Origin of the sequence: Luteimonas arsenica (assembly GCF_004352825.1) — a bacterium.
GTDB lineage: Bacteria > Pseudomonadota > Gammaproteobacteria > Xanthomonadales > Xanthomonadaceae > Luteimonas > Luteimonas arsenica.
On sequence record NZ_SJRW01000001.1, the window covers coordinates 281,984 to 306,663 of the forward strand.

Sequence of the window (24,680 nt, forward strand, 5' to 3'; positions counted from 1 at the left end):
CGCGGTAGGCGAATCAGCCATGGATGGCTGCTTCGCCGGTTCATACCCACCGCGTAGTGGCACGCGTCCTTCCGAAGCCGAGGCACGCGTCCCCCCGAAGCAACAGTCCCCCAGGAGGGGCGCTCAAACACGAAGCCGAATCCAGGGAAGGCGCCCTGCAAAAAACGTCAGGAATCCCTGCGGAACAGCGCCTGCCACCCGGTGTGGCCCAGCTTCTCCAGCGTCTCGACATTGCGCTCGACGATCGCATCGGGATCCGGGAAGGCTTCGACCGCGCGGGAGACGCTGTCCTCGCGCAGCAGGTGCAGGGTCGGCCAGGGCGAACGGTTGGTGAAGTTGGCGATGTCGTCGGGATCGCTGCCCGCGAACTGGTACTGCGGGTGGAAGCTCGCGACCTGGAGCACCCCTTCCAGCCCCAGCTCCTCGACCAGCCCATCGGCGGCATCGAGGAAATCGTTGTAGTCCAGGAAGTCCCCGAGCACCTGTGGATGCACGATCAGCGTCGTGTCGGTGACTTCGGCCGGCGTGTCGCGCAGGTGCAGCAGCTCCTCGCCGAGCTGCTCCAGCAATGCCGCCTCGTCGCGCGCCTCGCTCAGCACCATGCGCACCTGGCCCTTGGCCACCACCGCCTTCGCGAAGGGACAGAGGTTCAGGCCGATGACGGCGCGCTCGAGCCAGCGGCGGGTGTCTTCGATCGGATCCATCGGCCTGCCTTGGGTTGCCGCCCCGGGAGTCGGGGGCGCTGCTGGAGCTGTGGGGCTTGCGGGGGGCGCGGCGCGGTCAGTCGCGGAAATTGTCGAACTGCAGCGGCAGCTCGAAGTCCTTGCCCCGCAGCAGCGCCATCACCGCCTGCAGGTCGTCGCGCTTCTTGCCGGTCACGCGCAGCTTGTCGCCGTTGACCTGGGTGTCGACCTTGATCTTCGAAGCCTTGATCTCGGTCGTGATCTTCTTCGCCAGTTCACGCTCGATGCCCTGCTTGACCGTGATCTTCTGCCGCGCGCCGGCGACGTTGGTGTCGATGTCGCCGAACTCCAGGCAGCGCGTGTCGATCTTCCGCGCCGCCAGGCGGGCGCGCAGGATGTCGGTCATCTGCTGCAGCTGGAACTCGCTGGGCGCGCGCTGGCTGATCACCGCGTCCTCGCGCTCGAAGGCCGCGTCCACGCCCTTGAAGTCGAAGCGGGTGGACAGCTCGCGGTTGGCCTGGTCGACGGCATTGGTCAGCTCGTGGGTGTCGACTTCCGAGACGATGTCGAAGGACGGCATGGCGCGCTCATTGCGTTGGAACGGAGTGGTCAGGGTACCGCAACGCGGCTGGAACGGCCGTCGTGCATCATGTGCGTCCGACCCCGATCCGCACCCCGCGACAGCCCCGGAGCCCGCCATGCACAAGACCGCCGCCTATGCCGCCACCTCGGCCACCGCGCCGCTGGCCCCCTGGAGCCTGGAGCGCCGCGATCCGCGCGCGGGCGAGGTCCTGATCGACATCCGCTACTGCGGCATCTGCCACTCCGACCTGCATACCGTGCGCGGCGAGTGGGGTCCGGTGGAGTACCCGCTGGTGCCCGGCCACGAGATCGTCGGCCACGTCGCCGCGGTGGGCGAGGGCGTGGACCGCTACCAGGTCGGCGATGCCGTCGGCGTCGGCTGCTTCGTCGACTCCTGCCGCAGCTGCCCGCAGTGTGCCGCCGGCGAGGAGCAGTACTGCGAGAAGGGGATGGTCGCCACCTACGGCAGCCTCGACCCTTCGACCGGCGAGACCACCCAGGGCGGCTACTCCACCCGCATCACCGTCCACCAGGACTACGTGCTGCGCATCCCCGACGGCCTGCCGCTGGATCGCGCCGCGCCGCTGCTTTGCGCCGGCATCACCACCTGGTCGCCGCTGCGCCACTTCGGGCTGAAGCCCGGCGACGAGCTGGGCGTGGTCGGCCTGGGCGGCCTGGGCCACATGGCGGTGAAGCTGGGCGTGGCCCTGGGCGCGCGGGTGACCGTGCTCAGCACCTCGGAGCGCAAGCGCGAGGACGCGATGAAGCTGGGCGCGCACGCCTTCGAGGTCGTCGGCGATGACAGCCGCGCCGCACGCCGGCTGGCCAAGCGCTTCGACATGATCCTCGACACGGCATCCGCCGCCCACGACTACAACCTCTACCTGGGCCTGCTGAAGATCGACGGCACCATGGTGCTGCTGGGCATTCCGGAGCCGTCGCCGGTTGCGGCCTCGTCGCTGGTGATGGCCCGCCGCCGGCTGGCCGGTTCGCTGATCGGCGGCATCCGCGAAACCCAGGAGATGCTCGATTTCTGCGCCGCCAACGGCGTCGCCAGCGACATCGAGCTGATCGACGCCAGCGCCATCAACGAGGCCTACGAGCGCATGCTGCGCGGCGACGTGCGCTACCGCTTCGTGATCGACGCCGCGACCTTCGGCGGCTGAGGACGCGATGGATCCGGTGAGCCCCGGCGTCGCCGGCGACGGCGATGCCGAAGCCGCGGCCGCCCGCGACCACCGCCGCGGCGTGCTCGCGATGCTGTTCGCGGTGGCCGTGCTGTGCCTGATGGACGCCTGCATGAAGCAGCTGGCCGGCCACTACCCGCCGATGCAGGTCGCCGCGCTGCGCGGCATGGTCGGCCTGCCGCTGGTGCTGGCCTGGGCGGCGGCGACCACCGGCTTGCGGCCGCTGTTCCGGGTGCACTGGCCGCTGCACCTGCTGCGTGGCGTGTTGGGCGTGCTGTTCCTGTCCTGCTTCGTCGCCGGCCTGCGCGACCTGCCGATGTCGACTGCGTACGCGATCACCTTCGTCGGCCCGCTGCTGGTGACCGCGATGGCGGTGCCGCTGCTGCGCGAGCACGTCGGCCCGCGGCGCTGGACCGCGATCGTGGTCGGCATCGTCGGCGTGCTGGTGGTGCTGCGGCCGGGCGGGGAGGGCGTGATGACCCGCGCCGGCCTGCTGGTGCTGTTCGCGACCGTCTGCTATGCGGCCTCGGTGGTGACCGTGCGCATGCTGGCCCAGCGCGACAGCGCGCAGTCGCTGGTGTTCTGGTTCCTGGGCATGGTGGCGCTGGGCGCGGGCCTGCTGGCCTGGCCGGAGTGGGTGCCGCTGCGCGCCGCCGATGCCTGGCTGCTGGGCGGCATCGCGGTCTTCGGCACCCTGGGCCAGGTGGCGCTGACGAATGCCTTCCGGCTCGGCGAGGCTTCACTGATCGCGCCGCTGGAGTACACCGCGCTGGTGTGGGTGGTGGTGCTCGACCTGGCGCTGTGGCACGCGCTGCCCGACGGCATGACCTGGCTGGGCGCGGCGATCATCGTCGCCAGCGGGCTCTACCTGATGCGCCGCGAGCGGGTGGTGCGCGCGCAGTCCGCGCCCGCCGACGCGCCGGAGCCGCCTGCGCAGGCATGAAAAAGGCGGGCCCGCGCGGGGCCCGCCTTGTTGCCGGGACTGCCGGCCGGCGGTCGACCGGATCGCCGCAGACCGGCGCGTCCGATCAGAACCGGGCGCCGATGCCCACGCCCAGCACCACCGGGTCGAGCTTGGCGTCGCCGGCCTTCACGCCGTTGACCTTCACGTCCGAGTCGGCCTGGAAATAGCGCGCATCGGCACGGGCGAACCAGGTCGGGCTGATGTTGGCATCCACGCCGACCGTGGCCACCGCGCCCTTGGCGGTCTCGATGCCGACGCGGTCGCCGGCCGGGGTGGCGGTCTCGTTGTCGTAGTTGGTCTCGTGGTAGCCGAGGCCGACGAAGGGCCGGATCGTGCTTTCGGCGGTGCCGAAGCGGTACTGGCCGCTCACCGAGTACGGCTGCGCATCGACGCTGCCGACCTTGCCGCCGCCGGCATTGACGCGCTGGCCGTAGCTGTCCGCGGCCCAGGCTTCAACGCCCCAGTTGTCGGTGATGTGGTAGGTCACGCCCAGCGTCGGGGTGCCTTCGCCGTCGAACTGCGTGCGGGTGCCGCCGATCTCGGGGTTGCGGGTCGGTTCGACCATCGAATAGCCGGCGACCACGGACACGCGCTTGTCGGCGGCGCTGGTGCCGTCCTGGGCGAAGGCCGCCGGCGCGATGGCCAGGGCCAGGGCGGCGGGAACCAGGACCTTGGCGATGCGGGACTGCTTCTTGGGGGAAATAACGGACATGGGGAGTCTCCTCGTTAACAACATATGGGCCCCTGGGAGTGGGGCGACGACATCCTGGCCGTGCACGCATGAATCGCACTTGTCGCGGGCGGGGCGGAAAAGGGAACTTCTGCACGCGCGGTTCATCCGCCACACGCGGCGTGGACACGGGTGAACGCGGCATGACCCTGGTCATGGCCGGTCGGCAGCCTGTGAGGCGCCGCGCGGCGAAGCGGGGTGCGGCCCGGGCGTGGCCGCCGGTTCCGAGGTTGGCGCTTGCACGCGCGGGGGCCACAATAGCGGTCCGCCTTACCGACCGTGGAGATACCCGATGGCCAGCCCCCAGGAAGCACGCGTACCGGACATCGGAGGCTACGACGACGTGCCGGTGATCGAGGTCCTGGTTGCGGCCGGTGACAGCGTCGACAAGGACCAGGGCCTGATCACGCTGGAGTCCGACAAGGCGACGATGGAAGTGCCGGCGCCGTTCGCGGGCATCGTGCGCGAGGTCAAGGTCAAGGTCGGCGACATGCTGTCCGAGGGTGGGCTGGTCGCCCTCATCGAACCCGCCGAAGGCGGCGCCGACGCACCGGCCCCGGCCGAAGCCGCGGCGCCGGAAGCGCCGCGCGCCCAGCCCGAGGCGCCGTCCGAGGTCCGCCCTGCCGCCGAGACCGGCACCCAGGTGCCGCCGGTGGCGGTGTCCGAAAAGCCGGACAACATCGCCCAGGCCGCCATCGACCGCCAGGCCGGCGGGACGGCCGCGGCCGATGCCGCCGCCGCGCCGCGCGTGCTCGGCGCCGACGCGGTGCTGCCGGGCAAGGTGCCCTATGCCAGCCCGGCCGTTCGCCTGTTCGCACGCGAGCTCGGCGTCGACCTGCTGCAGGTGGCGGGCAGCGCCCGCGGCGGCCGGATCACGAAGGAAGACGTGCAGAAGTTCGTGAAGTCGGCCCTGGCTGGCGGCGTGTCCGCGGGCGGCGGCGCGGTCGCGGCCGGTGGCGGCCTCAACCTGCTGCCCTGGCCGAAGGTCGATTTCTCGAAGTTCGGCGAGGTCGAGGAAAAGCCGCTGTCGCGGATCAAGAAGATCAGCGGCGCCAACCTCGCGCGCAACTGGGCGATGATCCCGCACGTCACCCAGCACGACGACGCCGACATCACCGACCTGGAAGCGCTGCGCGTCGCGCTCAACAAGGAAAACGAGAAGGCCGGCATCAAGCTCACCATGCTCGCCTTCATCATGAAGGCCGCCGTTTCCGCGCTGCAGAAGTATCCCGAGTTCAACGCCTCGCTCGACGCCTCGGGCGAGACGCTGACGCTGAAGAAGTACTTCCACGTCGGCTTCGCCGCCGACACGCCCAACGGCCTGGTGGTGCCGGTGGTGCGCGACTGCGACAGGAAGGGCGTCATCGAGATCGCGCAGGAGACCTCGGCGCTGGCGAAGAAGGCCCGCGACGGCAAGCTCGGCCCGGCCGAAATGTCCGGCGGCTGCTTCTCGATCAGCTCGCTGGGCGGCATCGGCGGCACTGCCTTCACGCCGATCGTCAACGCGCCGGAAGTCGCGATCCTGGGCGTGTCCAAGTCGGCGATGAAGCCGGTCTGGGACGGCAAGGCCTTCCAGCCGCGACTGGTGCTGCCGCTGTCGCTGTCCTATGACCACCGGGTGATCGACGGTGCCGCGGCGGCGCGCTTCACCGCCTATCTCGCACAGCTGCTCGGCGACATGCGCCGGGCGATGCTCTGAGGGCGCGGCCATGGCGAACACGATCGAAGTGAAGGTTCCCGACATCGGCGGCTATGACGGCGTGCCGGTGATCGAAGTGCTGGTGTCCGTCGGCGACACCGTCGCCGTCGACCAGGGCCTGGCGACGCTGGAGTCGGACAAGGCGACGATGGAAGTGCCCTCGTCGGCCGCCGGCGTGGTGCGCGAGCTGAAGGTCAAGGTCGGCGACAAGGTGTCCGAGGGCAGCGTGGTGCTGGTGCTCGAGGCCGAAGGCGCGGGCGGCGGCGATGCGCCGGCCGGCAAGGCGCCGGAGGCCGACGCGCCCAAGGCACCGGCCGCGGCCGACGACGCCGGCCCGGGCAAGCCGCCTGTGGCCAAGTCGCATCGCGCCCCGGCCGAGCCGGAAGCGCCGGCCGCAGCCGCCGCAAGCGGCCGCAAGGCCGACGTGGAATGCCGCATCGTGGTGCTCGGCGCGGGCCCCGGCGGCTACACCGCCGCGTTCCGCGCCGCCGACCTCGGGCTCGACACGGTGCTGATCGAGCGCTATCCCTCGCTCGGCGGCGTCTGCCTCAACGTCGGCTGCATCCCGTCCAAGGCGCTGCTGCATGCGGCCGAGGTGATCGAGCAGGCCGCGCACGCCGGCGCCTACGGCGTCGACTTCGGCAAGCCGAAGATCGACATCGACAAGCTGCGCGGCCACAAGGAAAGCGTGATCGGGCAGCTGACCAAGGGCCTGGCCGGCATGGCCAAGCAGCGCAAGGTGCGCGTGCTGCAGGGCGTCGGCCGCTTCGTTTCGGCCAACGAGATCGAAGTCGCCGGCGACAACGGCAAGACCCGGCTGCTGCGCTTCGAGCAGTGCATCATCGCCGCCGGTTCGCAGGCGCTGAAGCTGCCCGGCTTCCCCTGGGACGATCCGCGGATCATGGATTCGACCGACGCGCTGGAACTGGCCGAGGTGCCGAAGAAGCTGCTCGTGGTTGGCGGCGGCATCATCGGCCTGGAGATGGCGACGGTGTACCGCGGGCTGGGCAGCGAGGTGACCGTGGTCGAGCTTGCCGACCAGCTGATGCCCGGCGCCGACAAGGACCTGGTCAAGCCGCTGGCCGACCGTTTGAAGAAGCAGGGCGTGTCGACCCACCTGAAGACGAAGGTGGTGGAAGCCAAGACCGGCAAGAAGGGCATCGAAGTCGCCTTCGACGGCGAGAACGTCCCCGAGGGCAAGCTCTATGACCGCGTGCTGGTGGCCGTGGGCCGCAGTCCGAACGGGAAGAAGATCGACGCGGACAAGGCCGGCGTGCGCGTGGGCGAGCGCGGCTTCATCGACGTCGACGCGCAGATGCGCACCAACGTGCCGCACATCTTCGCCATCGGTGACATCGTCGGCCAGCCGATGCTGGCCCACAAGGCGACGCACGAAGGCAAGCTGGCCGCCGAAGTCGCCGCCGGCGAAGGCGATCCCGATAAGAGCCGGGAATGGGTCGCGCGCGTGATCCCGTCGGTGGCCTACACCGACCCGGAGATCGCCTGGGTCGGCATCACCGAGACGGAAGCGAAGGCGAAGGGCCTGAAGATCGGCGTCGGCAAGTTCCCGTGGGCGGCCAGCGGCCGCGCCATCGGCCTGGGCCGCACCGAGGGCTTCACCAAGCTGGTCTTCGACGAGGCCACGCACCGCATCATCGGCGCCGGCATCGTCGGCGTGCACGCCGGCGAGCTGATCTCCGAAGCCGCGCTGGCGATCGAGATGGGCGCCGAGGTCGGGGACATCGGCCACACCATCCACCCGCACCCGACGCTCGGCGAATCGGTGGCGATGGCGGCCGAGGTCTACGACGGAACCATCACCGACCTCTACATCCCGAAGCGCAAGTAGCGGGACACCACCGCGAGCCTGCCCCCCATCTGCCCTTCGGGGGATGGGGGCAGGCCGCCGTATCGTCAGAACGCCAGCGTCAACCCCGCCACCGGCCCGCGGAAGCGCTGGTCCAGCCCGACCGTGCCGTCGCTGCCGCTCTTGCGGACGTTGAGCTTGAACCAGTCGTAGCCGACGTGGACGCCCACCTTCGGCGTGAACCGGTATTCCACCAGTGCGTTGGCGCGGCTGATGTCGCCGTCGTAGTCGTCGAAGTCGCCCCAGTCGGCGTCCAGGTACTGGCCCTGGGCGACGAAGCGCCAGCGGCCGTCGGCGGTGTTCGCGGCGGCACGCAGGCCGACCACCGGCGCGTAGCCGGTCTCGCGGCCGTGGGCGCGGAAGCTCTCGTCGCCCGCGGTCGCGCGCAGGTCGGCTTCCAGGCGCGCGCTTTCCAGGCCGATCTGCAGGCCCAGGCTCGTGGTCGGGGTTTCCACCACCGCATAGTCGTAGACCAGGCTGGCGAGGTGGAAGTCGGTGTCCAGGCGGGCCTGGCTGTCGGCCGGGAACTCGATGCCGTCGAAGTCCAGGTCCTGGCCCAGGGTCGCGCTCTGGTCCTCGCTGTAGCGGAAGTAGTTGAACAGCAGGCGGTGGCGGTCGCCAGCGCGGAACATGCCTTCGATGCGCGGCACGGTCTTTTCGCCGATCTCCCAGCGCGGGCTTTCATACTCGTAGGCATCGCCGGCGACGATGGCGTCGGCGGTGAACTGTGTCTCGGCCTTGGCGTGCATGCCGCTCAGGCGCAGGGTGAATCGATCATCGTCGGCATGGGCGGCCGGGGCGAAAAGCGCCGCCGCCGCGCACAGCGCAAATGCGCCGCGGGTCAGGGGGGTCTTGCTCACGTGGGGAACTCCTTGTGGGGGGATGGGGCTGCTCTGCGGCGGCCGCCGGCGCACTTTCTGCCTGATCGGCGATGCAGCGGACGTGAAGCGGTGGCGCGATGGGCGACGCCCCGCGGCCAGTCGCAATGTGACCGTCGGCACGCTGCGCATCGCCCATGCGTCGCGTTTCCATCGGCTTAGGGCCAACCCCAGCTATCCGCGTCGCGCCTGGCGTGGCGCTATTGCCCAAGCGCGGCGGCAAGCCGCGCGGACCGGTTCCGGGGACGGGGGGAGCCAAGGCGCCAAAGGGCGCAACCAAGGGGTGGAGATGAGCATTCGAACGAATCAGGCAGTTGCGGTGCTGGCCCTGTCGATCGCGGTGGCCGCGTTTGCGGCGGCGCCCGCGCATGCGAAGGCGAAGTTCGTCGGCGACGACGGGGTGGACCCGGTCACGGCGAAGCTGGAAGCGGAGATGGTGCAGCGGCTCCAGGCCGAGGAGGTCCGGTTGCGCGCCGAACGTGCCGCGTATCCCGGCTATTTCCAGCGCGCCTATGCGGCCTATCCGAAGATCCCGCGCGGCACCCTGGAGGCGATCGCCTATGTGCAGAGCCGCTGGCACAACGTCCGCCACGAGGACGCCGGCGACATGGGCGACCACCACCACATGCCCGCCGCCCACGGCGTGATGGGCCTGTACGCGGGTGATGGCTTCGCCGACCAGGTGGGCGAGGCCGCGGCCCTGCTGGGCGTCCCGGCCGAACGCGTGAAGCAGGACCCGGCCACCAACATCCTGGCCGCCGCGGTGCTGCTCGACCGCCAGCTGCGCGGCAAGGACGTCAGGGACCTCGAATCGCTGGCGCCGGAACTGGCGCGCTACGCGGGCTTCTCCGCTTCGCCGGCGGATGGCGCCATCGACGACTATGCCCGCGCCAGCTTCGCCTTCGACGTGCTGCTGGCACAGGACCGCGGCATCGACGAGAAGGGCATGGTGGTGCCGCAGACCGCGGTGGCCTGGGAGCGCGCCTTCGACGCCTCCACGCTGGTGAAGCTGCAGGCGCCGTTCGTGCGCCTGGACGTGGAAGGCGACCGCATCGAGGTCGACGGCTTCGCCATCGACCCGGTCAGCGAGCAGCTCGTGCGCACGCCGTCGAAGAAGGACGGCGGCGACGGCAGCCTGCGCGCGCAGAGCACCGATTACGGTCCGGCGATCTGGAACCCCGCCCACTCCACCAACTACAACGCCTCGCGCAGCGCGGCCGTCAGCGCCGTGACCATCCACACCGCGCAGGGCAGCTATGCGGGCACCATCAGCTGGTTCAAGAACTCGGCGGCCAACGTCAGCGCCCACTACGTGATCCGCAGCTCCGACGGCCAGGTCACGCAGATGGTGCGCAACGCCCACACTGCCTGGCACGTGCGCAACCAGAACAGCTACACCCTGGGCATCGAGCACGAGGGCTACGTCAACAACAGCTCCTGGTACACCACCGCCATGTACAACGCCTCGGCGGCGCTGGTGCGAAATTTCTGCTCGAAGTACAGCGCCATCAGCTGCGCCAGCGCCTACAAGGGTGCGCCCAGCAGCGGCATCAACGTCCTGCCGACCTCGGTCAAGATCAAGGGCCACCAGCACTTCAGCGGGCAGACCCACACCGATCCGGGCATCAACTGGAACTGGGCGAGCTACTACACCCGGCTCAACCCGGGCGGTGGCGGTGGCGGCACCACGTACCTCGACCGCTTCGAGAGCAGCGTCGGCCACTTCAACACCAGCCCCGCGTATTCGGGCAGCACCACCGGTATTTCCACGGCGTCCACCGCGACGCGGGTGTGCACGACCCGCTACGCGGGCAACTGCTCGCTGCGCGTGCTGCTGAAGGACAACCCGAACACCAGCGCGGCCTGGGCGGTGCGCCTGCTCTCGGGCACGGGCAATCCGGGCAGCAACACGGCGATCACCCGCGCCAACGGCAGCATCGGCTTCTGGGTGTACTCCGGCGGCAGCGGCATGAGCGTGGCCGTGGGCATCGACGACAGCGACGGCACCGAGCGCTCCACCAGCAAGGCGATCCCGGCCAACAGCTGGACCTACGTGTCCTGGTCGCTGACCGACGCCAACCAGTGGAACGCCTGGGTCGGTGGCAACGGCGCGATCACCGCCGGCACCGTCAAGCTGGACGCGATCTGGCTGTACCACGCCAACACCAGCTACGACATCAACGTCTACATCGACGACGTGCAGGCCAGGAACTGACCCGGGTCCGGGCGGTGGCGGTTCGCCGCCATCGCCCATCCCACTGCGGCAGCGCGAGGGCCTGCGCCCGTCGCGGGCGGTCCGCATGCGGACAGGCCGCCCCGCGGCAGTTGCCGTTGCATTCCAGCGATCCGCCGGAAACGCCCCATGTCCACACTGACAGACCGGAAGGCGGGTCATCCCCGCCGCCGCTCCGTGATCCTTGCCGCCGCGTTCGTCGCCTGCGTGACGGGCCTCGCCCATGCGGGGCCTGTGTCCCCGCTGCTGGCAAGTGATGGCACGCGGCCGGATCCTTCGGCGCCCCTGGTGCGCGTGCGTGACAGCGCGACCGGTCGCAGCCTGCCGGCCCAGGCCGAGCTGCAATCACTCGCGCGCGCCGATGCCGTCCGCCAGGGCGCGCTGCCATCCTCGGGTGCGCGACTTGCGCAGGTCGCGCACGGTGCGTACCAGCTGTCCGTATCGGCGCCGGGTTACCACCCGCTGTCGATGCCCCTCCAGGTCGACGGCACGGCCGCGTTGCCGGTGACGCTCTGGCTGCAGCCACAGCGGCCCTCTGTCGAGGCCGAGCGCCGTGCCTTGCGTGCCGTTGAATGCGGTGTCTGCGCCATCGTGTCCGGTCATGTCTACGATCGCGATTCGGGGCGTCCGCTGCCGGGGCTGCGCATCCGCTCCGAGCGCGGGGGCAGCGCCACCACCGATCGTGACGGCGCGTTCGAGCTGGTGCTGCATGCATCCCCGCACACCACCACCGACGCCGAAGCCCTGCCCGAAACCACCAGCCTGGTGATCGAGGGCGGCGGCTACCGGCAGGCGCTGCGCAATCTCGCGCTGTACCAGGACAGCCATGACCTGATCCTGGATCTCGCCCCTGGCGGCTCGCCGCCAGCCGACTTCGGACACGTCCAGTTGCAGGCCGGGACGGCGCCTGCGCGCGCCGCGCTGGCCGGGGCTCCGGCCGTGGCGGCGATCGAAGCCGAGCGCGTCGCCACCGACCGGCACCAGGCCCTGGATCCGGATGATCCGGACACCGTGGCGATGGCGCGCGAACTCGCCGCCCAGGCCGCCACCCTCCCTGTGCCGGGCAGCATCCGCGTCGGCACCAACTGCTCGGGGCGCAGCTGCACGGGGGTGTCGGTCTACGCGCTGGAGGACTACGTCGGCCGCGGCCTGGACGATGAGTGGATCGCGTCCTGGCGGGCGGCGTCGCTGGCTGCCGGCGCGATCGCGTACCGCAGCTACGGCGCCTACCACGTGGCGAATCCGGTCAACAGCCAGTACGACATCTGCAGCAGCACGTCCTGCCAGGTGTTCCAGCCGGGTTCGGTGACGGCCACGGTCGCCGCCGCCGCGGCCACCCGCGGCGTGGTCCTGACCCGCGACGGCCAGAGCATCGCCTTCAGCGAATACTCGGCCGAAAACAACGCCTGGGACGACCCGTCCGATGGCCTGTCATGCAGCAATCCCGACCTCAGCTGCGGCAACGGCCGCAACGGATCGCCACGCAACGGCTGGCCCTGCCTGTCCGACCCGGTCGGGACCGGGCGCGGCTGTTTCGGCCACGGGCGCGGCATGAGCCAGTGGGGTACGCAGCGCTGGGCCGCCAACCACGGGCGCGACTGGCTGTGGATCACCAACCACTACTTCAACAACAGCAACCAGCCCGGCGGGATGCGCAATGCCTTCCTGGCCAACCTCGCCACCGCCACCACGATGCTCGACAACTTCGAGAACGGCGTGGGCCGGTTCGGAACCGGCCCCACCTACTCGGGCAGCACCGTGGGCATCAGCACCGCCTCGACTGCCATGCGGACCTGCAGCGTCCGCCACGGCGGCACGTGTTCCCTGCATGTCCGGCTGGTGGACGATCCCGGCAGCAGCGCCGCCTGGGCGGTGCGCCTGCTGTCGGGCGTCGGTACTCCCGCGGCGAATGCGCCGCTGCCGCGCCCCGGCAGCATCGGCTTCTGGGTCTATGCCGGCGGCAGCGGCATGAGCGTGGCCGTGGGCATCGACGACAGCGACGGCACCGAGCGTTCGATCAGTCGCGCGATCCCGGCCAACAGCTGGACCTACGTGTCCTGGTCGCTGGCCGACGCCGGCCAGTGGAACGCCTGGGCGGGCGGCAACGGCGCGATCACCGCCGCGAACGTCACGCTGGACGCGATCTGGCTGTACCACGCCAACACCAGCTGGGACATCAACCTCTACATCGACGACGTGCAGCTGCGGCACTGAGGGCGGGGCGACGCATCCGGCAAGGGGTTTCATGCGGCCGTGCGCCCCGGTGCGTAAGCTGTCGCGGTTTCCGCAGGCGCAGGGGAGCCGTCCATGGTCTTTCGCATCTCGCTGCTGCTGGTGTTCGCGCTGGCGGTGGTCGCCGGGCTTGCGCCCGACTCGTTCGGGGCGATGGCCTCCGCGGCGCTGGTCGCGGTCATCGGCCACGCCGGCTGGCTGTACCTGCTGATCGTGTTCCTGACCCTGGCCTTCCTCGCCTACCTGGCCTTCGGCCCGCTGGCGCGGCTGCGGATCGGCGGCCGCGACGCCGAGCCCGAGTTCTCCAACCCCGTCTGGCTGTCGATGCTGTTCGCCGCCGGCATGGGCATCGGCCTGGTGTTCTGGGGTGCGGCCGAGCCGGTCTCGCACCTGGTGAAGCCGCCCGAAGGCCTGCCGCCGGGCACGCCGCAGGCCGCGCGCGCGGCGATGCGATACACCTTCTTCCACTGGGGCCTGCATCCCTGGGCGATCTATGCGCTGATGGGCCTGGCCATCGCCTGGTTCCAGTACAACCGCAATGGCCGCGGCCTGATCAGCGACCTGCTGCAGCCGTTGATCGGCGACCGCCACCTGGGCTGGATCGGCAAAGTGGTGAACATCGTCGCCGTGGTCGCCACCGCGATCGGCGTGGCCACCACCCTGGGCTTCGGCACCATGCAGATCAGCGCCGGCATGGCGCGGGTGTTCGGCCTGCCCACCGGCCTGGGCATGCAGCTGGGCGTGATCGCGGTGTGCTTCGTGCTGTACATGGCCTCCAGCGCCAGCGGCGTGGACCGCGGCATCAAGTGGCTGTCGAGCTTCAACCTGGCCCTGGCCGGCCTGCTGCTGCTGGCGGTCGCGCTGCTCGGGCCCACCGGCTTCATCTTCGAGACCTTTACCACCTCGCTGGGCAGCTACCTCGACCACCTGGTGGAGATGAGCCTGCGCATGGCGCCGTTCTCCGAAAGCACCTGGGTGGCCGACTGGACGATCTTCTACTGGGCCTGGTGGATCTCGTGGTCACCCTTCGTGGGCGCCTTCATCGCGCGCGTGTCCTACGGGCGCAGCGTGCGCGAGTTCGTGCTCGGCGTGGTCGCGGTGCCGAGCCTGCTCGGCTTCGCCTGGTTCGCGACCTTCGGCGGCGCCGCGCTGTGGGGGCAGATGTTCGGCGGCGCGGACATGGCCGGTGCGCTCGCCGAAGGCTACGAGACGGTGCTGTTCGGCATGTACGACATGCTGCCGGTGTCTGGCCTGCTGTCCGCGCTCACCATCGCGCTGCTGGTGATCTTCTTCGTGACCTCGGCCGACTCCGCGGTGCTGGTGCTGGGGTCGATGTCCAGCGAATCCGCCGGCGATCCCAGCCTGTCGCGCAAGTTCGCCTGGGGCATCGCGATCGCGGTGATCGCCGCGGCGATGCTGGTCGCCGGTGGCCTGGGCGCGCTGCAGACCCTGATAACGGTGGCGGCGCTGCCGTTCGCGCTGCTGATGGTGGGGGTGATGGTGGGCCTGCAGCGGGTGCTGAGCATCGAAGCGCTGCGCGAGAAGGCCGAGGAGCGCCGCGCGCGCCGTGCGATCGAGGACTGGATCGCGCGCGAGCAGGCGCTGCAGGCGCAGGCCGACGCGGAACAGGAGCGGCAGGGCGGCTGAGCGCGGCCTGCCGGGAGCCCGGAAAAGTCGAAGCCCCGGCGGCTGCCGGGGCTTCTGCAAGGCCTGCACGGGATCGACGAGGTGAGCGTGCGGGCCGGGCAATGGGTCAGACAGCCCCGCTGCCAAAGGGTTCCCCGCCGCCGTCGCCGGATTGCCTGAATGGGTCGTGGCGCCTCCGATTCCGGGCGGCCGTCGCGGATCCGCCCGTTCAGGGAACTTTCCCACGAATGCCATTGGCCGTGAGCGGAATGTGACTGCTATACTTCCGGGGCTAGACGGGGCCGATATTCACCGCGGCTCCCGCACCATGGCCACAGGAAACCACGTGTTCAATCCCCTCGCCGCAGGTCCGCGGCTGGTGCGGCGCACGGTCACCCGGCAGGGGATCGCGGTCGCCGCGCTGGCGCTTGCGCTGCTCGCGAAGGGATCCGCATGGGCCCTGGGGGCGGTGGCAGGGGGGGGTGCCATCATCGTGGGCGGTGCGCTGTACGGCGTGCTCGCGCTCGGTGGGGGCATCGCGCCCGCCGTCGGCGCGCTTGCGCGCCTGGTGCTGGGGCTGTTGGCGAAGTGGTTCGTGGTGATCGCGACGCTGTTCATCGCGATCGCGGTGGCGAAGCTGCCGCCCCTGGCGGTAATCGGGGGCGTGGTCGTCGCCCTGGTGGTACAGGTGCTGGCCCTGGCCGGCGAACATCGAAACGGGAATCCTTGAAATGGCGGCTGCGGCGGAACTCACCCCCACCAGCTACATCCAGCACCACCTGCAGAACCTGACCGCGTCGGTTGGCGAGGGCGGCTTCATGACCCTGCACGTCGACACCCTGGTCAGCGCGGTGGCGATGGGCCTGCTGATCACCTTCCTGTTCTGGGTCGCGACCCGCAACGCGACCGCCGGCGTGCCCGGCAAGTGGCAGGCCTTCGTCGAGATCCTGCTCGAGTTCGTCGACCGCCAGGCCCGCGACACCTACCACGGTTCCAGCAAGCTGGTGACGCCGATCGCGATCACCCTGTTCTTCTGGATCCTGATGATGAACATGCTCAAGTTCATCCCGGCCGACTTCTTCGCCATCCCGCTGTCGTGGGTGGGCGTCAACTACTGGAAGCCGGTGCCGACGGCCGACGTCAACGCCACGCTCGGCATGTCCTTCAGCGTGTTCTTCCTGATGCTGTTCTTCGCCCTGCGTTCCAAGGGTCTGGGCGGCTTCTCCAAGGAGTTCCTGACCGCGCCCTTCGGCAAGTGGATGATGCCGTTCAACCTCATCCTCAACATCGTCGAGTGGCTGTCGAAGCCGATCTCGCTGGCGATGCGACTGTTCGGCAACATGTTCGGCGGCGAGATCGTGTTCCTGCTGATCTGGGTGCTCGGCGGCGCCAGCATCCTCGGCATGATCGGCGGCGCCCTGTTCGGTTTCGGCTGGATGATCTTCCACATCCTGGTGATCCCGCTGCAGGCCTTCATCTTCATGATGCTGTCGATCGTCTACCTGAGCCTGTCCGAAGACAGCCACTAGGCAGCCACCCAGAGTTCCAGTTCCACCCTCAACCCTTTCGTTCAACCCTCAAGCAACATCGCCCGGAGATAACCATGGATACCATCCTCGCCACCCTTGCCCAGGTCCAGGCCTCGACCGCCCTCGGTATCGGCATCATGATCGGCCTCGCCGCGCTCGGCGCCGGCCTCGGCCTCGCCATCATGTCGGGCAAGTTCCTCGAGTCGGCCGCGCGCCAGCCCGAGCTGATCCCGGTGCTGCAGGTCCGCATGTTCATCACCGCCGGCCTGATCGACGCCGCGTTCATCATCTCGGTCGCCGTCGGCCTGCTGTTCGCCTTCGCCAGCCCGTTCATCGGTCCGTGGACCGAGGCCCTGGCTCGCGTCGCCGGCTGATCAACGCTCCGCAGTCGGCAGGGGTGGCGACCGTCGCCCCCGCCACGCCGCAGGGCCGGCATGCGCAGCCGCGCATGCCCCGACCACCACGACAGGCAACGCCATGAACATCAATCTCACCCTGATCGCCCAGGCGCTTTCGTTCGCCGCGCTGATCTGGCTGATCGCCACCTTCGTCTGGCCGCCGCTGCTCAAGGCCATCGAGGAGCGCCAGCAGAAGATCGCCGAGGGCCTCGCCGCCGCCGACAACAGCCAGCGCGCGCTTGCGCAGGCCCAGGACCAGGCGAACGAGGAGCTCAAGGCCGCGCGCACCAAGGCCAACGAGATCATCGACCAGGCGCACCAGCGCGCCAACCAGATCGTCGAGGCCGCGCGCGTGGAAGCGCAGACCGAGGCCATCCGGCAGAAGGCGCTGTTCGACGCCGAGATCGAGGCTTCGGCCAACCGTGCCCGCGAGGAACTGCGCAGGCAGGTCTCCACGCTGGCCGTCACCGGCGCGGAGAAGCTGCTGAAGCGTGAGATCGACGCCAACGCCCACAAGGCGCTGCTCGACGAACTCGCCGCGGAGATCTGAGCCCGATGAGCCAGGAGATCACCCTCGCCCGTCCCTACGCCCGCGCGGCCTTCGCGATCGCGCGCGACCGCGGCGACCTCGCGGGCTGGTCGAAGGCGCTGGCGTTCTCCGCCCGCGTCGCCGCCGACCCGCGCGTCGCGCCGTTGCTGGGCCACCCGTCGCTGGCCGATGCCGAGGCCGTCGAACTGCTGGCGCCGGAAGCCGCGGCCGCCGAACAGCGCGATTTTCTCGCGCTGCTCGCCGCCAACGGCCGCCTGGCCCAGCTGCCCGAGATCGCCGGTCTCTACGAGGACCTGCGCGCCGAGGCCGAGAAGGTCGTCCGCGCCACGGTGACCTCGGCGGCCGAGCTGTCCGAGGCCGAGCTGGCCGGCATCCGCGCCGGGCTCGAGCGCCGCTTCGGCAGCGCGGTCGAGGTCGAGACCGCGGTCGACGCGGCCCTCATCGGCGGCGCGGTCATCAGCGCCGGCGACGTCGTCATCGACGGCTCGCTGCGCGGCAAGCTCGCGCGCCTGCAGTCGGCACTGAGCCAGTAAGCACCAAGGTGCCGTCGCCCCCGGGCGGCGGCACCACCACAAGATCCACTTACCGCGCACCACCAACGCTGGCGCGCACCGAGGAACCGGAAATGGCAAGCACCCAGCTCAACCCCTCTGAAATCAGCGAACTGATCAAGAGCCGCATCGAGAAGGTCAAGCTGGCCGCCGAGGCGCGCAACGAGGGCACGGTCACCTCCGTGTCGGACGGCATCGTGCGCATCTACGGCCTGGCCGACGTGATGCAGGGCGAAATGATCGAGCTGCCGAACGACACGTTCGCGCTGGCCCTGAACCTCGAGCGCGACTCGGTCGGCGCCGTGGTCCTGGGCGACTACGAGCACCTGCGCGAGGGCGACGTGGCCAAGACCACCGGCCGCATCCTCGAAGTGCCGGTCGGCCCCGAGCTGCTGGGGCGCGTGGTCAACGCGCTCGGCGAGCCGATCGACGGCAAGGGCCCGATCGGCGCCTCGCTGTCCGCCCCGGTGGAGCGCGTGGCCCCCGGCGTGATCTGGCGCAAGTCGGTCGACCAGCCGGTGCAGACCGGCTACAAGTCGGTCGACTCGATGATCCCGATCGGCCGCGGCCAGCGCGAGCTGATCATCGGCGACCGCCAGACCGGCAAGACCGCGATGGCCATCGACGCGGTGATCAACCAGAAGGGCACCGGCATCAAATGCGTGTACGTCGCCATCGGCCAGAAGGCCTCGACGGTCGCGAACATCGTGCGCAAGCTGGAAGAGAACGGCGCGCTGGCGCACACGATCGTGGTCGCCGCGACCGCGTCGGAGTCGGCCGCGATGCAGTACATCAGCGCCTACTCCGGCTGCACCATGGGCGAGTACTTCATGGACCGCGGCGAAGACGCGCTGATCGTCTACGACGACCTGTCCAAGCAGGCCGTGGCCTACCGCCAGATCTCGCTGCTGCTGCGCCGCCCGCCGGGCCGCGAAGCCTACCCGGGCGACGTGTTCTACCTGCACTCCCGCCTGCTCGAGCGCGCCGCGCGCGTGTCCGAGGAGTACGTGGAGCAGTTCACCAAGGGTGAAGTGAAGGGCCAGACCGGCTCGCTCACCGCGCTGCCGATCATCGAGACCCAGGCCGGCGACGTGTCCGCGTTCGTGCCGACCAACGTGATCTCGATCACCGACGGCCAGATCTTCCTGGAAACCGACCTGTTCAACGCCGGCATCCGCCCGGCCGTGAACGCCGGCATCTCGGTGTCGCGCGTGGGCGGTTCGGCGCAGACCAAGATCATCAAGAAGCTCTCGGGCGGCATCCGCATCTCGCTGGCGCAGTACCGCGAGCTGGCGGCGTTCGCGCAGTTCGCCTCCGACCTCGACGACGCCACCCGCAAGCAGCTCGAGCGCGGCCAGCGCGTCACCGAGCTGATGAAGCAGAAGCAGTACCAGCCGATGTCGATCGCCCACCAGGCGCTGTCGATCTACGCCGTCAACGAGGGCTACATCGACGACGTGCCGGTCGCCAAGATCGGTGCCTTCGAGGAAGGCCTGCACGCCCACTTCGACAACACCGCCGGCGAACTGGTCTCGAAGATCAACGCCAGCGGCGGCTGGAACGATGAAATCGAGGCCGCGTTCAAGAAGGGCATCGAGGACTTCAAGGCGACGGGTTCCTGGTAAGCGCGGGCCCGAGCCCAGCGACCCAGACCCAGACCCCTTAGCGACCAGAGCGAGCGACCATGGCCGGCGGCAGAGAAATCAAAACCAAGATCAAGAGCGTGCAGAACACCCGCAAGGTGACGCGCGCGCTCGAAATGGTCTCGGCCTCGAAGATCCGCAAGGCGCAGGAGCGGATGAAGGCTTCGCGCCCGTACGCGCGCGCGATGAAGCAGCTGATCGGCCACCTCGCGCAGGCGAACACCGACTTCCAGCACCCCTTCCTCGCGGAGCGGCCTGAGGTCAAGCGCGTCGGCTACATCATCGTGTCGTCCGACCGCGGCCTGGCCGGCGGCCTCAACAACAACCTGTTCCGCAAGCTGCTCGGCGAACTGCGCGAGTGGCAGGAGAAGGGCGTCGAGGTCGACGTGGTCACCATCGGCCAGAAGGCGACGGTGTTCTTCCGTCGGCTGAAGGTGGACATGCTGGCCAGCGTCACCCACCTCGGCGACAACCCGGAGCTGGAGCAGCTGATCGGCATCGTCAAGGTGATGATCGACGGCTTCACCGAGGGCCGCCAGGACCGTGTGTTCGTGGTCTACAACGACTTCGTCAACACGATGACCCAGCGCGCCGCCTTCGACCAGCTGCTGCCGCTGCCGCCGTCGGACGAGAAGCTGGTGACCCACGACTGGGACTACCTCTACGAGCCCGACGCGCAGACCGTGCTCGAGCACGTGCTGACCCGCTACATCGAGTCGCTGGTGTACCAGGCGGTGATGGAGAACATCGCCTCCGAGCACGCCGCGCGCATGGTCGCCATGAAGGCCGCCAGCGACAACGCGACCAAGCTGATCGACACCCTGAACCTGGTCTACAACAAGGCCCGCCAGGCGGCGATCACCCAGGAAATTTCCGAGATCGTCGGCGGCGCCGCGGCGGTTTGAACCCCACATTCGAAGCACACAGCAAGTTTCAGAGGACCAGGCAATGAGCAACCAGGGCAAGATCGTTCAGATCATCGGCGCCGTCGTCGACGTGGAGTTCCCGCGCAGCGAAGTGCCGAAGGTGTACGACGCACTGAAGGTGGACGGCACCGAGATCACCCTCGAGGTGCAGCAGCAGCTCGGCGACGGCATCGTGCGCGCGATCGCGCTCGGCTCGACCGACGGCCTGAAGCGCAACCTGGTCGCCACCAACACCGGCAGCGCGATCTCGGTGCCGGTCGGCGCCGGCACCCTGGGCCGCATCATGGACGTGCTCGGCCGCCCGATCGACGAGGCCGGCCCGGTCGACGCTTCGGCGAACTGGGAAATCCACCGCGCCGCGCCGTCCTACGAGGACCAGTCGTCCTCCACCGAGCTGCTGGAAACCGGCATCAAGGTCATCGACCTGATGTGCCCCTTCGCCAAGGGCGGCAAGGTCGGCCTGTTCGGCGGCGCCGGCGTGGGCAAGACCGTGAACATGATGGAGCTCATCAACAACATCGCCAAGGCGCACTCGGGCCTGTCGGTGTTCGCCGGCGTCGGTGAGCGTACCCGCGAGGGCAACGACTTCTACCACGAGATGAAGGACTCCAACGTCCTCGACAAGGTGGCGATGGTCTACGGCCAGATGAACGAGCCGCCGGGCAATCGTCTCCGTGTCGCCCTGACCGGCCTGACCATGGCCGAGTACTTCCGCGACGAGAAGGACGAGTCGGGCAAGGGCAAGGACGTGCTGCTGTTCGTCGACAACATCTACCGCTACACCCTGGCCGGCACCGAGGTTTCGGCGCTGCTGGGCCGCATGCCGTCGGCGGTGGGCTACCAGCCCACGCTCGCCGAGGAAATGGGCGTGCTGCAGGAGCGCATCACCTCGACCAAGTCCGGTTCGATCACCTCGATCCAGGCCGTGTACGTGCCCGCGGACGACCTGACCGACCCCTCGCCGGCCACCACCTTCGCCCACCTCGACGCCACCGTCGTGCTGTCGCGCCAGATCGCCTCGCTGGGCATCTACCCGGCGGTCGACCCGCTGGACTCGACCAGCCGCCAGCTCGATCCGAACGTGATCGGCAGCGAGCACTACGACACCGCGCGCAAGGTCCAGGCGACGCTGCAGAAGTACAAGGAGCTCAAGGACATCATCGCGATCCTGGGCATGGACGAGCTGTCCGAAGAGGACAAGCAGGCCGTGTCGCGCGCGCGCAAGATCGAGCGCTTCTTCTCGCAGCCCTTCCACGTGGCCGAGGTGTTCACCGGCTCGCCGGGCAAGTACGTGCCGCTGAAGGAAACCATCCGCGGCTTCAAGGGCATCGTCGAAGGCGAGTACGACCACCTGCCGGAGCAGGCGTTCTACATGGTGGGCGGCATCGACGAGGCGGTCGAGAAGGCCGCGAAGATGGCCGAGAAGGCCTAAGAAGGTAGAGCCATGACCACCACCATCCGTTGCGACATCGTCAGCGCCGAGGCCGAGATCTTCCACGGCGAGGCCACCCTGGTGGTCGTCACCGGTGAAGTCGGTGAACTCGGCATCGCGCCGCGCCACGCGCCGCTGATCACCCGCCTGAAACCGGGCAAGGTGGTGGTGACCCAGGCCAACGGCGAGAAGCTGGACTTCGCCATCAGCGGCGGCATCCTCGAGGTGCAGCCGCAGGTGGTGACGATCCTGGCCGACACCGCGATCCGCGCCGACGAGATCGACGAGGCCAAGGTGCGCGCCGCCAAGGAAGAGGCCGAGCGCGTGCTCGCCGGCCGCGGCGAGGCGATGGACGTCGCCGAGGCGCAGAAGAAGATGGCCGAAGTCGCGGCCCAGCTGCAGGCGCTGGAGCGCCTGCGCAAGAACCTCAAGCACTGACCTCAAGCACTGAAGGCGGGGGCGTCGGCCCCTGCGGGAATCCCGGAAAACCCCGCTCCGCGCGGGGTTTTCCTTTTCCGGCTCAGCGCCGGTAGACCCAGTGCCGGGAGCCGATGAAGCCCAGCACGCCCAGGCACAGTTCCACCAGTGGTTTGGCCAGCCACGCCCACTTGCGCCCGAGCACGTCGTCGATCGCCTCGATCGCGACCGTGCTCAGCAGGGTCAGCGCCAGCCACATCACCACGAAGCGCAGCAGCTGCCTGCGTCCGAGCACGTGCTCGTCGCCAGTAAAGGTCAGCTTGCCGTTGAGCCAGAACCCCAGGATCGCGCCGCTGACGCGTCCGGCGATGTTGGCCAGGCCGATGCGCAGCCCGAAGTGGCTCAGCAGCACCATCACGCCCCAGTCGAGCAGCCACTGGATGGCGCCGATCACCAGGTAGCGCGAACCCTGCCGGCCCAGGCTCATGGCGTGTCTCCCGCGGGGGGCAGCTGCCACCATTCGACCCTGCCCACTGCGGCGCGCGGCCGCGCGTCCAGCCGTTCGAGCGCGGCGCGGCGCGGCGGGGAGAGTTCGTCGGGACGCAGCATCACCTCGCCGATGCCCTCGTCGCGGAGCAGCTGGATCCAGGCTTCGCCGGACGCATCGCGGTCGGCCGTGGCCGCGCGCGCGGCCAGCGAGGGGTCGTACCAGATGATGGTCCTGGCGCGACGGCCGAACTCGGCCGGCATCGGGCCGAAGTCGCTGAGCATGAGCACGTTGCCGCGCGCATCCGCGCCCATGGTTTCGCGCATGATCGCGGCGAGCTGCCGCTCCGGGGCGAACGTTTCATACAGCGGTGCGTCCGCGCCGCGCGCGGACAGGGCGTGCTTGACCACGTTGGCGCCGAGCATCCAGTGGCCCCGCGGCTGCAGGGCGAGGTTGAGGACGATCACCGGCGCCAGCAACAGCATCCAGTGCCGGGGTTCGGCGCGCGTCGTCGCGACCACCAGCGCCGGCAGCGCCAGCGCCAGCAGCGGGTAGACGTAGCGCAGGTACTGGCTGGTCGCGAGCAGTCCCGCCATCAGGGCCAGCGTGAGCAGCGCAAAGGCACGGGTGCGGCGCATCGCGATCGCCAGCAGCCAGGTTCCGGCCAGCGCCACCAGCACCACGCCGCCCGCGCCGGCGTCGGCTTCCAGGTAGCGCGCGGTGTCGAACGTGAGGTGCCAGGGCAGGGCGGCGTCGAAGCCGGCCTGCCAGCGCGGATCGCTGAAATCCTCGGCCGGGAAGTACGGCGATCCGAACATGCCGTTGGCGAGCGGCAGCAGCGGATTGCCGGCGATCACGGCCGCGAAGGCGTAGCTGGCGCCACCGACCAGCGCCATCAGCGCCATCGCCACGGCCACGGTGGCCGGACCCAGCGCCGCGCGCTGGCGCCAGGCCAGCCACGGCAGCAGGGCGAGGGCCATGGCCGCGGCGGCAAGCTTGGTCGCGACCAGCGCGCCGGCCAGCAGCGCCATGGCCAGCACTCCGCGCATCGAAGCCGGGCGATGGCCGAGCACCACCAGCCAGGCCAGCAATGCCGTGGTGGGCAGTTCGGTCTGCATCCCACCCGCCAGCGCCGCGGTCAGCGGCAGGCTGGCCCAGGCCGCGACGGTCCACCACGCCGCGCGCGCATCGCCGCCCAGGGCGAGGCACAGCCGCCACAGGCCCGATGCCGCCAGCGCCAGCCACAGCGCGTTGACCGCGCCACGGGCTTCGGCGCCGGCCAGCACCTGCGGCACGGCCTGCACCACGTCGGCGAACCACGGCGCCAGCGCCCAGGCGTGGTATTCGGGATCGAGCGGGTGGCGGCCGTCGAGCATCAGCGACCACGGCAGGTAGAGGTGGTAGCCGATGTCGTCGTGCTGCAGCGTCGGAAGCCAGCCGCCGGTGCCGGCCAGTCCGAGCAGCATCACCGCGAACGCGGCGCTGAGCGGCGCCGTCGCCACCGAATCGGTCCAGGCGACGCGCGCGGACCGCAGGCCCGACCACAGTGGCCGCCACTGCCAGGCCAGCAGCGCGGCGCATGCGGCCAGGTAGATCCAGCGCAGGTGGATCGGCAGCGGCATCAGCCAGCCCAGGACGCCGGCGGCCAGCGCGGTGCCGGCGATGCAGCGCGCGGCCAGGTCCTCGTCCCGCAGCAGCGTGCCGCCGAGCGCGGTGGCCGCAGCGGCAGCGAGCAGGGTGGCGGCCACGGGCAGGGGATCGGCGAACACCGGCAGCAGCGCGCACCAGTACAGCGCGATCGCCGAAGCCCAGGAGCAGCGCGCGAAGCGTCGCAGCGGCCAGGCCAGCAGCAGGCCGGCCACGACCAGGATCGCCAGCGTCCGCGGCGGCCGCCAGCCTTCGAACAGGTCGTGGACGACGGCACCGGTGATGGTGGCGGCCAGGCCGGACCACGCCAGCACGCGCCCCGCCGCGGTCCGTACGCGCGGCGAGGACAGGGCGTGGCTCGGTCCTTGCACGCGTGGCGGCGACATCGCGCGCATGCTAGCAGAGGCTCGCTCTAGAAT

General features: G+C 69.8%; 22 protein-coding genes. 16 read left to right on the forward strand and 6 right to left on the reverse strand.

Annotated elements, in window-relative coordinates; all coding sequences use genetic code 11:
• Nucleotides 1–167: 167 nt before the first annotated feature.
• On the reverse strand, nt 168–704 hold the full coding sequence (locus E2170_RS01325; RefSeq protein WP_132998853.1) for a DUF1415 domain-containing protein: 537 nt from the start codon (nt 702–704) through the stop codon (nt 168–170).
• Between the two features lie 76 nt (nt 705–780).
• On the reverse strand, nt 781–1,263 hold the full coding sequence (locus E2170_RS01330; RefSeq protein ID WP_132998854.1) for a YajQ family cyclic di-GMP-binding protein: 483 nt from the start codon (nt 1,261–1,263) through the stop codon (nt 781–783).
• A 118-nt stretch (nt 1,264–1,381) separates the two neighbouring features.
• Between E2170_RS01330 and E2170_RS01335 the strand changes: the two genes are divergently transcribed.
• On the forward strand, nt 1,382–2,431 hold the full coding sequence (locus E2170_RS01335; protein ID WP_132998855.1) for an NAD(P)-dependent alcohol dehydrogenase: 1,050 nt from the start codon (nt 1,382–1,384) through the stop codon (nt 2,429–2,431).
• Between the two features lie 7 nt (nt 2,432–2,438).
• Nucleotides 2,439–3,395, forward strand: a complete 957-nt coding sequence (locus E2170_RS01340; RefSeq protein ID WP_279432847.1) for a DMT family transporter — start codon at nt 2,439–2,441, stop codon at nt 3,393–3,395.
• Nucleotides 3,396–3,480: 85 nt separating this feature from the next.
• Here E2170_RS01340 and E2170_RS01345 read toward each other — a convergent pair whose 3' ends face one another.
• The gene (locus tag E2170_RS01345) at nt 3,481–4,128 is read right to left on the reverse strand and encodes an OmpW/AlkL family protein (RefSeq protein WP_132998856.1); all 648 of its coding nucleotides are present in this window, start codon (nt 4,126–4,128) and stop codon (nt 3,481–3,483) included.
• A gap of 310 nt (nt 4,129–4,438) precedes the next feature.
• Between E2170_RS01345 and E2170_RS01350 the strand changes: the two genes are divergently transcribed.
• Together E2170_RS01350 and lpdA are read left to right on the forward strand one after the other, a co-directional pair.
• On the forward strand, nt 4,439–5,845 hold the full coding sequence (locus E2170_RS01350; RefSeq protein ID WP_132998857.1) for a dihydrolipoyllysine-residue acetyltransferase: 1,407 nt from the start codon (nt 4,439–4,441) through the stop codon (nt 5,843–5,845).
• A 10-nt stretch (nt 5,846–5,855) separates the two neighbouring features.
• Nucleotides 5,856–7,694, forward strand: coding sequence for a dihydrolipoyl dehydrogenase (gene lpdA, locus E2170_RS01355; protein ID WP_132998858.1), 1,839 nt, complete (start codon nt 5,856–5,858; stop codon nt 7,692–7,694).
• A 65-nt stretch (nt 7,695–7,759) separates the two neighbouring features.
• On the opposite strand, the gene E2170_RS01360 is transcribed toward lpdA, so the two are convergent.
• Nucleotides 7,760–8,572, reverse strand: a complete 813-nt coding sequence (locus tag E2170_RS01360) for a hypothetical protein (protein WP_132998859.1) — start codon at nt 8,570–8,572, stop codon at nt 7,760–7,762.
• A 307-nt stretch (nt 8,573–8,879) separates the two neighbouring features.
• On the opposite strand from E2170_RS01360, the gene E2170_RS01365 reads away from it, so the two are divergent.
• The 12 genes from E2170_RS01365 to E2170_RS01420 all read left to right on the forward strand — a co-directional run bounded on the left by E2170_RS01365 (nt 8,880) and on the right by E2170_RS01420 (nt 22,148).
• Entirely contained in the window at nt 8,880–10,805 is a 1,926-nt protein-coding gene (locus E2170_RS01365) for an N-acetylmuramoyl-L-alanine amidase (RefSeq protein WP_207914900.1), read from the forward strand.
• A gap of 147 nt (nt 10,806–10,952) precedes the next feature.
• Complete coding sequence (locus E2170_RS01370) at nt 10,953–13,037, forward strand: SpoIID/LytB domain-containing protein (protein WP_132998860.1); 2,085 nt, start codon at nt 10,953–10,955, stop codon at nt 13,035–13,037.
• Between the two features lie 93 nt (nt 13,038–13,130).
• Nucleotides 13,131–14,702 carry a BCCT family transporter gene (locus E2170_RS01375; RefSeq protein ID WP_132998861.1) on the forward strand — a complete coding sequence of 524 codons (1,572 nt, stop codon included), beginning with the start codon at nt 13,131–13,133 and terminating at the stop codon, nt 14,700–14,702.
• A 325-nt stretch (nt 14,703–15,027) separates the two neighbouring features.
• Nucleotides 15,028–15,411 (forward strand): hypothetical protein, encoded by a 384-nt coding sequence (locus tag E2170_RS01380; RefSeq protein ID WP_243708018.1) that lies wholly within the window; start codon nt 15,028–15,030, stop codon nt 15,409–15,411.
• A gap of 1 nt (nt 15,412) precedes the next feature.
• Nucleotides 15,413–16,210, forward strand: a complete 798-nt coding sequence (atpB, locus tag E2170_RS01385; protein ID WP_132998862.1) for a F0F1 ATP synthase subunit A — start codon at nt 15,413–15,415, stop codon at nt 16,208–16,210.
• A 74-nt stretch (nt 16,211–16,284) separates the two neighbouring features.
• Complete coding sequence (atpE, locus tag E2170_RS01390) at nt 16,285–16,584, forward strand: F0F1 ATP synthase subunit C (protein ID WP_132998863.1); 300 nt, start codon at nt 16,285–16,287, stop codon at nt 16,582–16,584.
• Between the two features lie 103 nt (nt 16,585–16,687).
• Nucleotides 16,688–17,158, forward strand: a complete 471-nt coding sequence (locus E2170_RS01395; RefSeq protein WP_132998864.1) for a F0F1 ATP synthase subunit B — start codon at nt 16,688–16,690, stop codon at nt 17,156–17,158.
• A gap of 5 nt (nt 17,159–17,163) precedes the next feature.
• Entirely contained in the window at nt 17,164–17,691 is a 528-nt protein-coding gene (locus tag E2170_RS01400; RefSeq protein ID WP_132998865.1) for a F0F1 ATP synthase subunit delta, read from the forward strand.
• Nucleotides 17,692–17,783: 92 nt separating this feature from the next.
• Nucleotides 17,784–19,334: a F0F1 ATP synthase subunit alpha gene (gene atpA / locus E2170_RS01405; RefSeq protein ID WP_132998866.1), complete on the forward strand. Its 1,551-nt coding sequence runs from the start codon at nt 17,784–17,786 to the stop codon at nt 19,332–19,334.
• A 59-nt stretch (nt 19,335–19,393) separates the two neighbouring features.
• Entirely contained in the window at nt 19,394–20,257 is an 864-nt protein-coding gene (atpG, locus tag E2170_RS01410; protein ID WP_132998867.1) for a F0F1 ATP synthase subunit gamma, read from the forward strand.
• Nucleotides 20,258–20,300: 43 nt separating this feature from the next.
• On the forward strand, nt 20,301–21,710 hold the full coding sequence (atpD, locus tag E2170_RS01415; RefSeq protein WP_132998868.1) for a F0F1 ATP synthase subunit beta: 1,410 nt from the start codon (nt 20,301–20,303) through the stop codon (nt 21,708–21,710).
• Between the two features lie 12 nt (nt 21,711–21,722).
• The gene (locus E2170_RS01420) at nt 21,723–22,148 is read left to right on the forward strand and encodes a F0F1 ATP synthase subunit epsilon (protein WP_132998869.1); all 426 of its coding nucleotides are present in this window, start codon (nt 21,723–21,725) and stop codon (nt 22,146–22,148) included.
• An 82-nt stretch (nt 22,149–22,230) separates the two neighbouring features.
• Here the strand turns inward: E2170_RS01420 and E2170_RS01425 are convergent, their stop codons facing one another.
• Both E2170_RS01425 and E2170_RS01430 read right to left on the reverse strand, forming a co-directional pair.
• On the reverse strand, nt 22,231–22,614 hold the full coding sequence (locus E2170_RS01425; RefSeq protein WP_132998870.1) for a GtrA family protein: 384 nt from the start codon (nt 22,612–22,614) through the stop codon (nt 22,231–22,233).
• On the reverse strand, nt 22,611–24,647 hold the full coding sequence (locus E2170_RS01430) for a hypothetical protein (RefSeq protein ID WP_132998871.1): 2,037 nt from the start codon (nt 24,645–24,647) through the stop codon (nt 22,611–22,613). The genes E2170_RS01425 and E2170_RS01430 overlap by 4 nt, the downstream gene beginning before the upstream one ends.
• Nucleotides 24,648–24,680 lie beyond the last annotated feature (33 nt).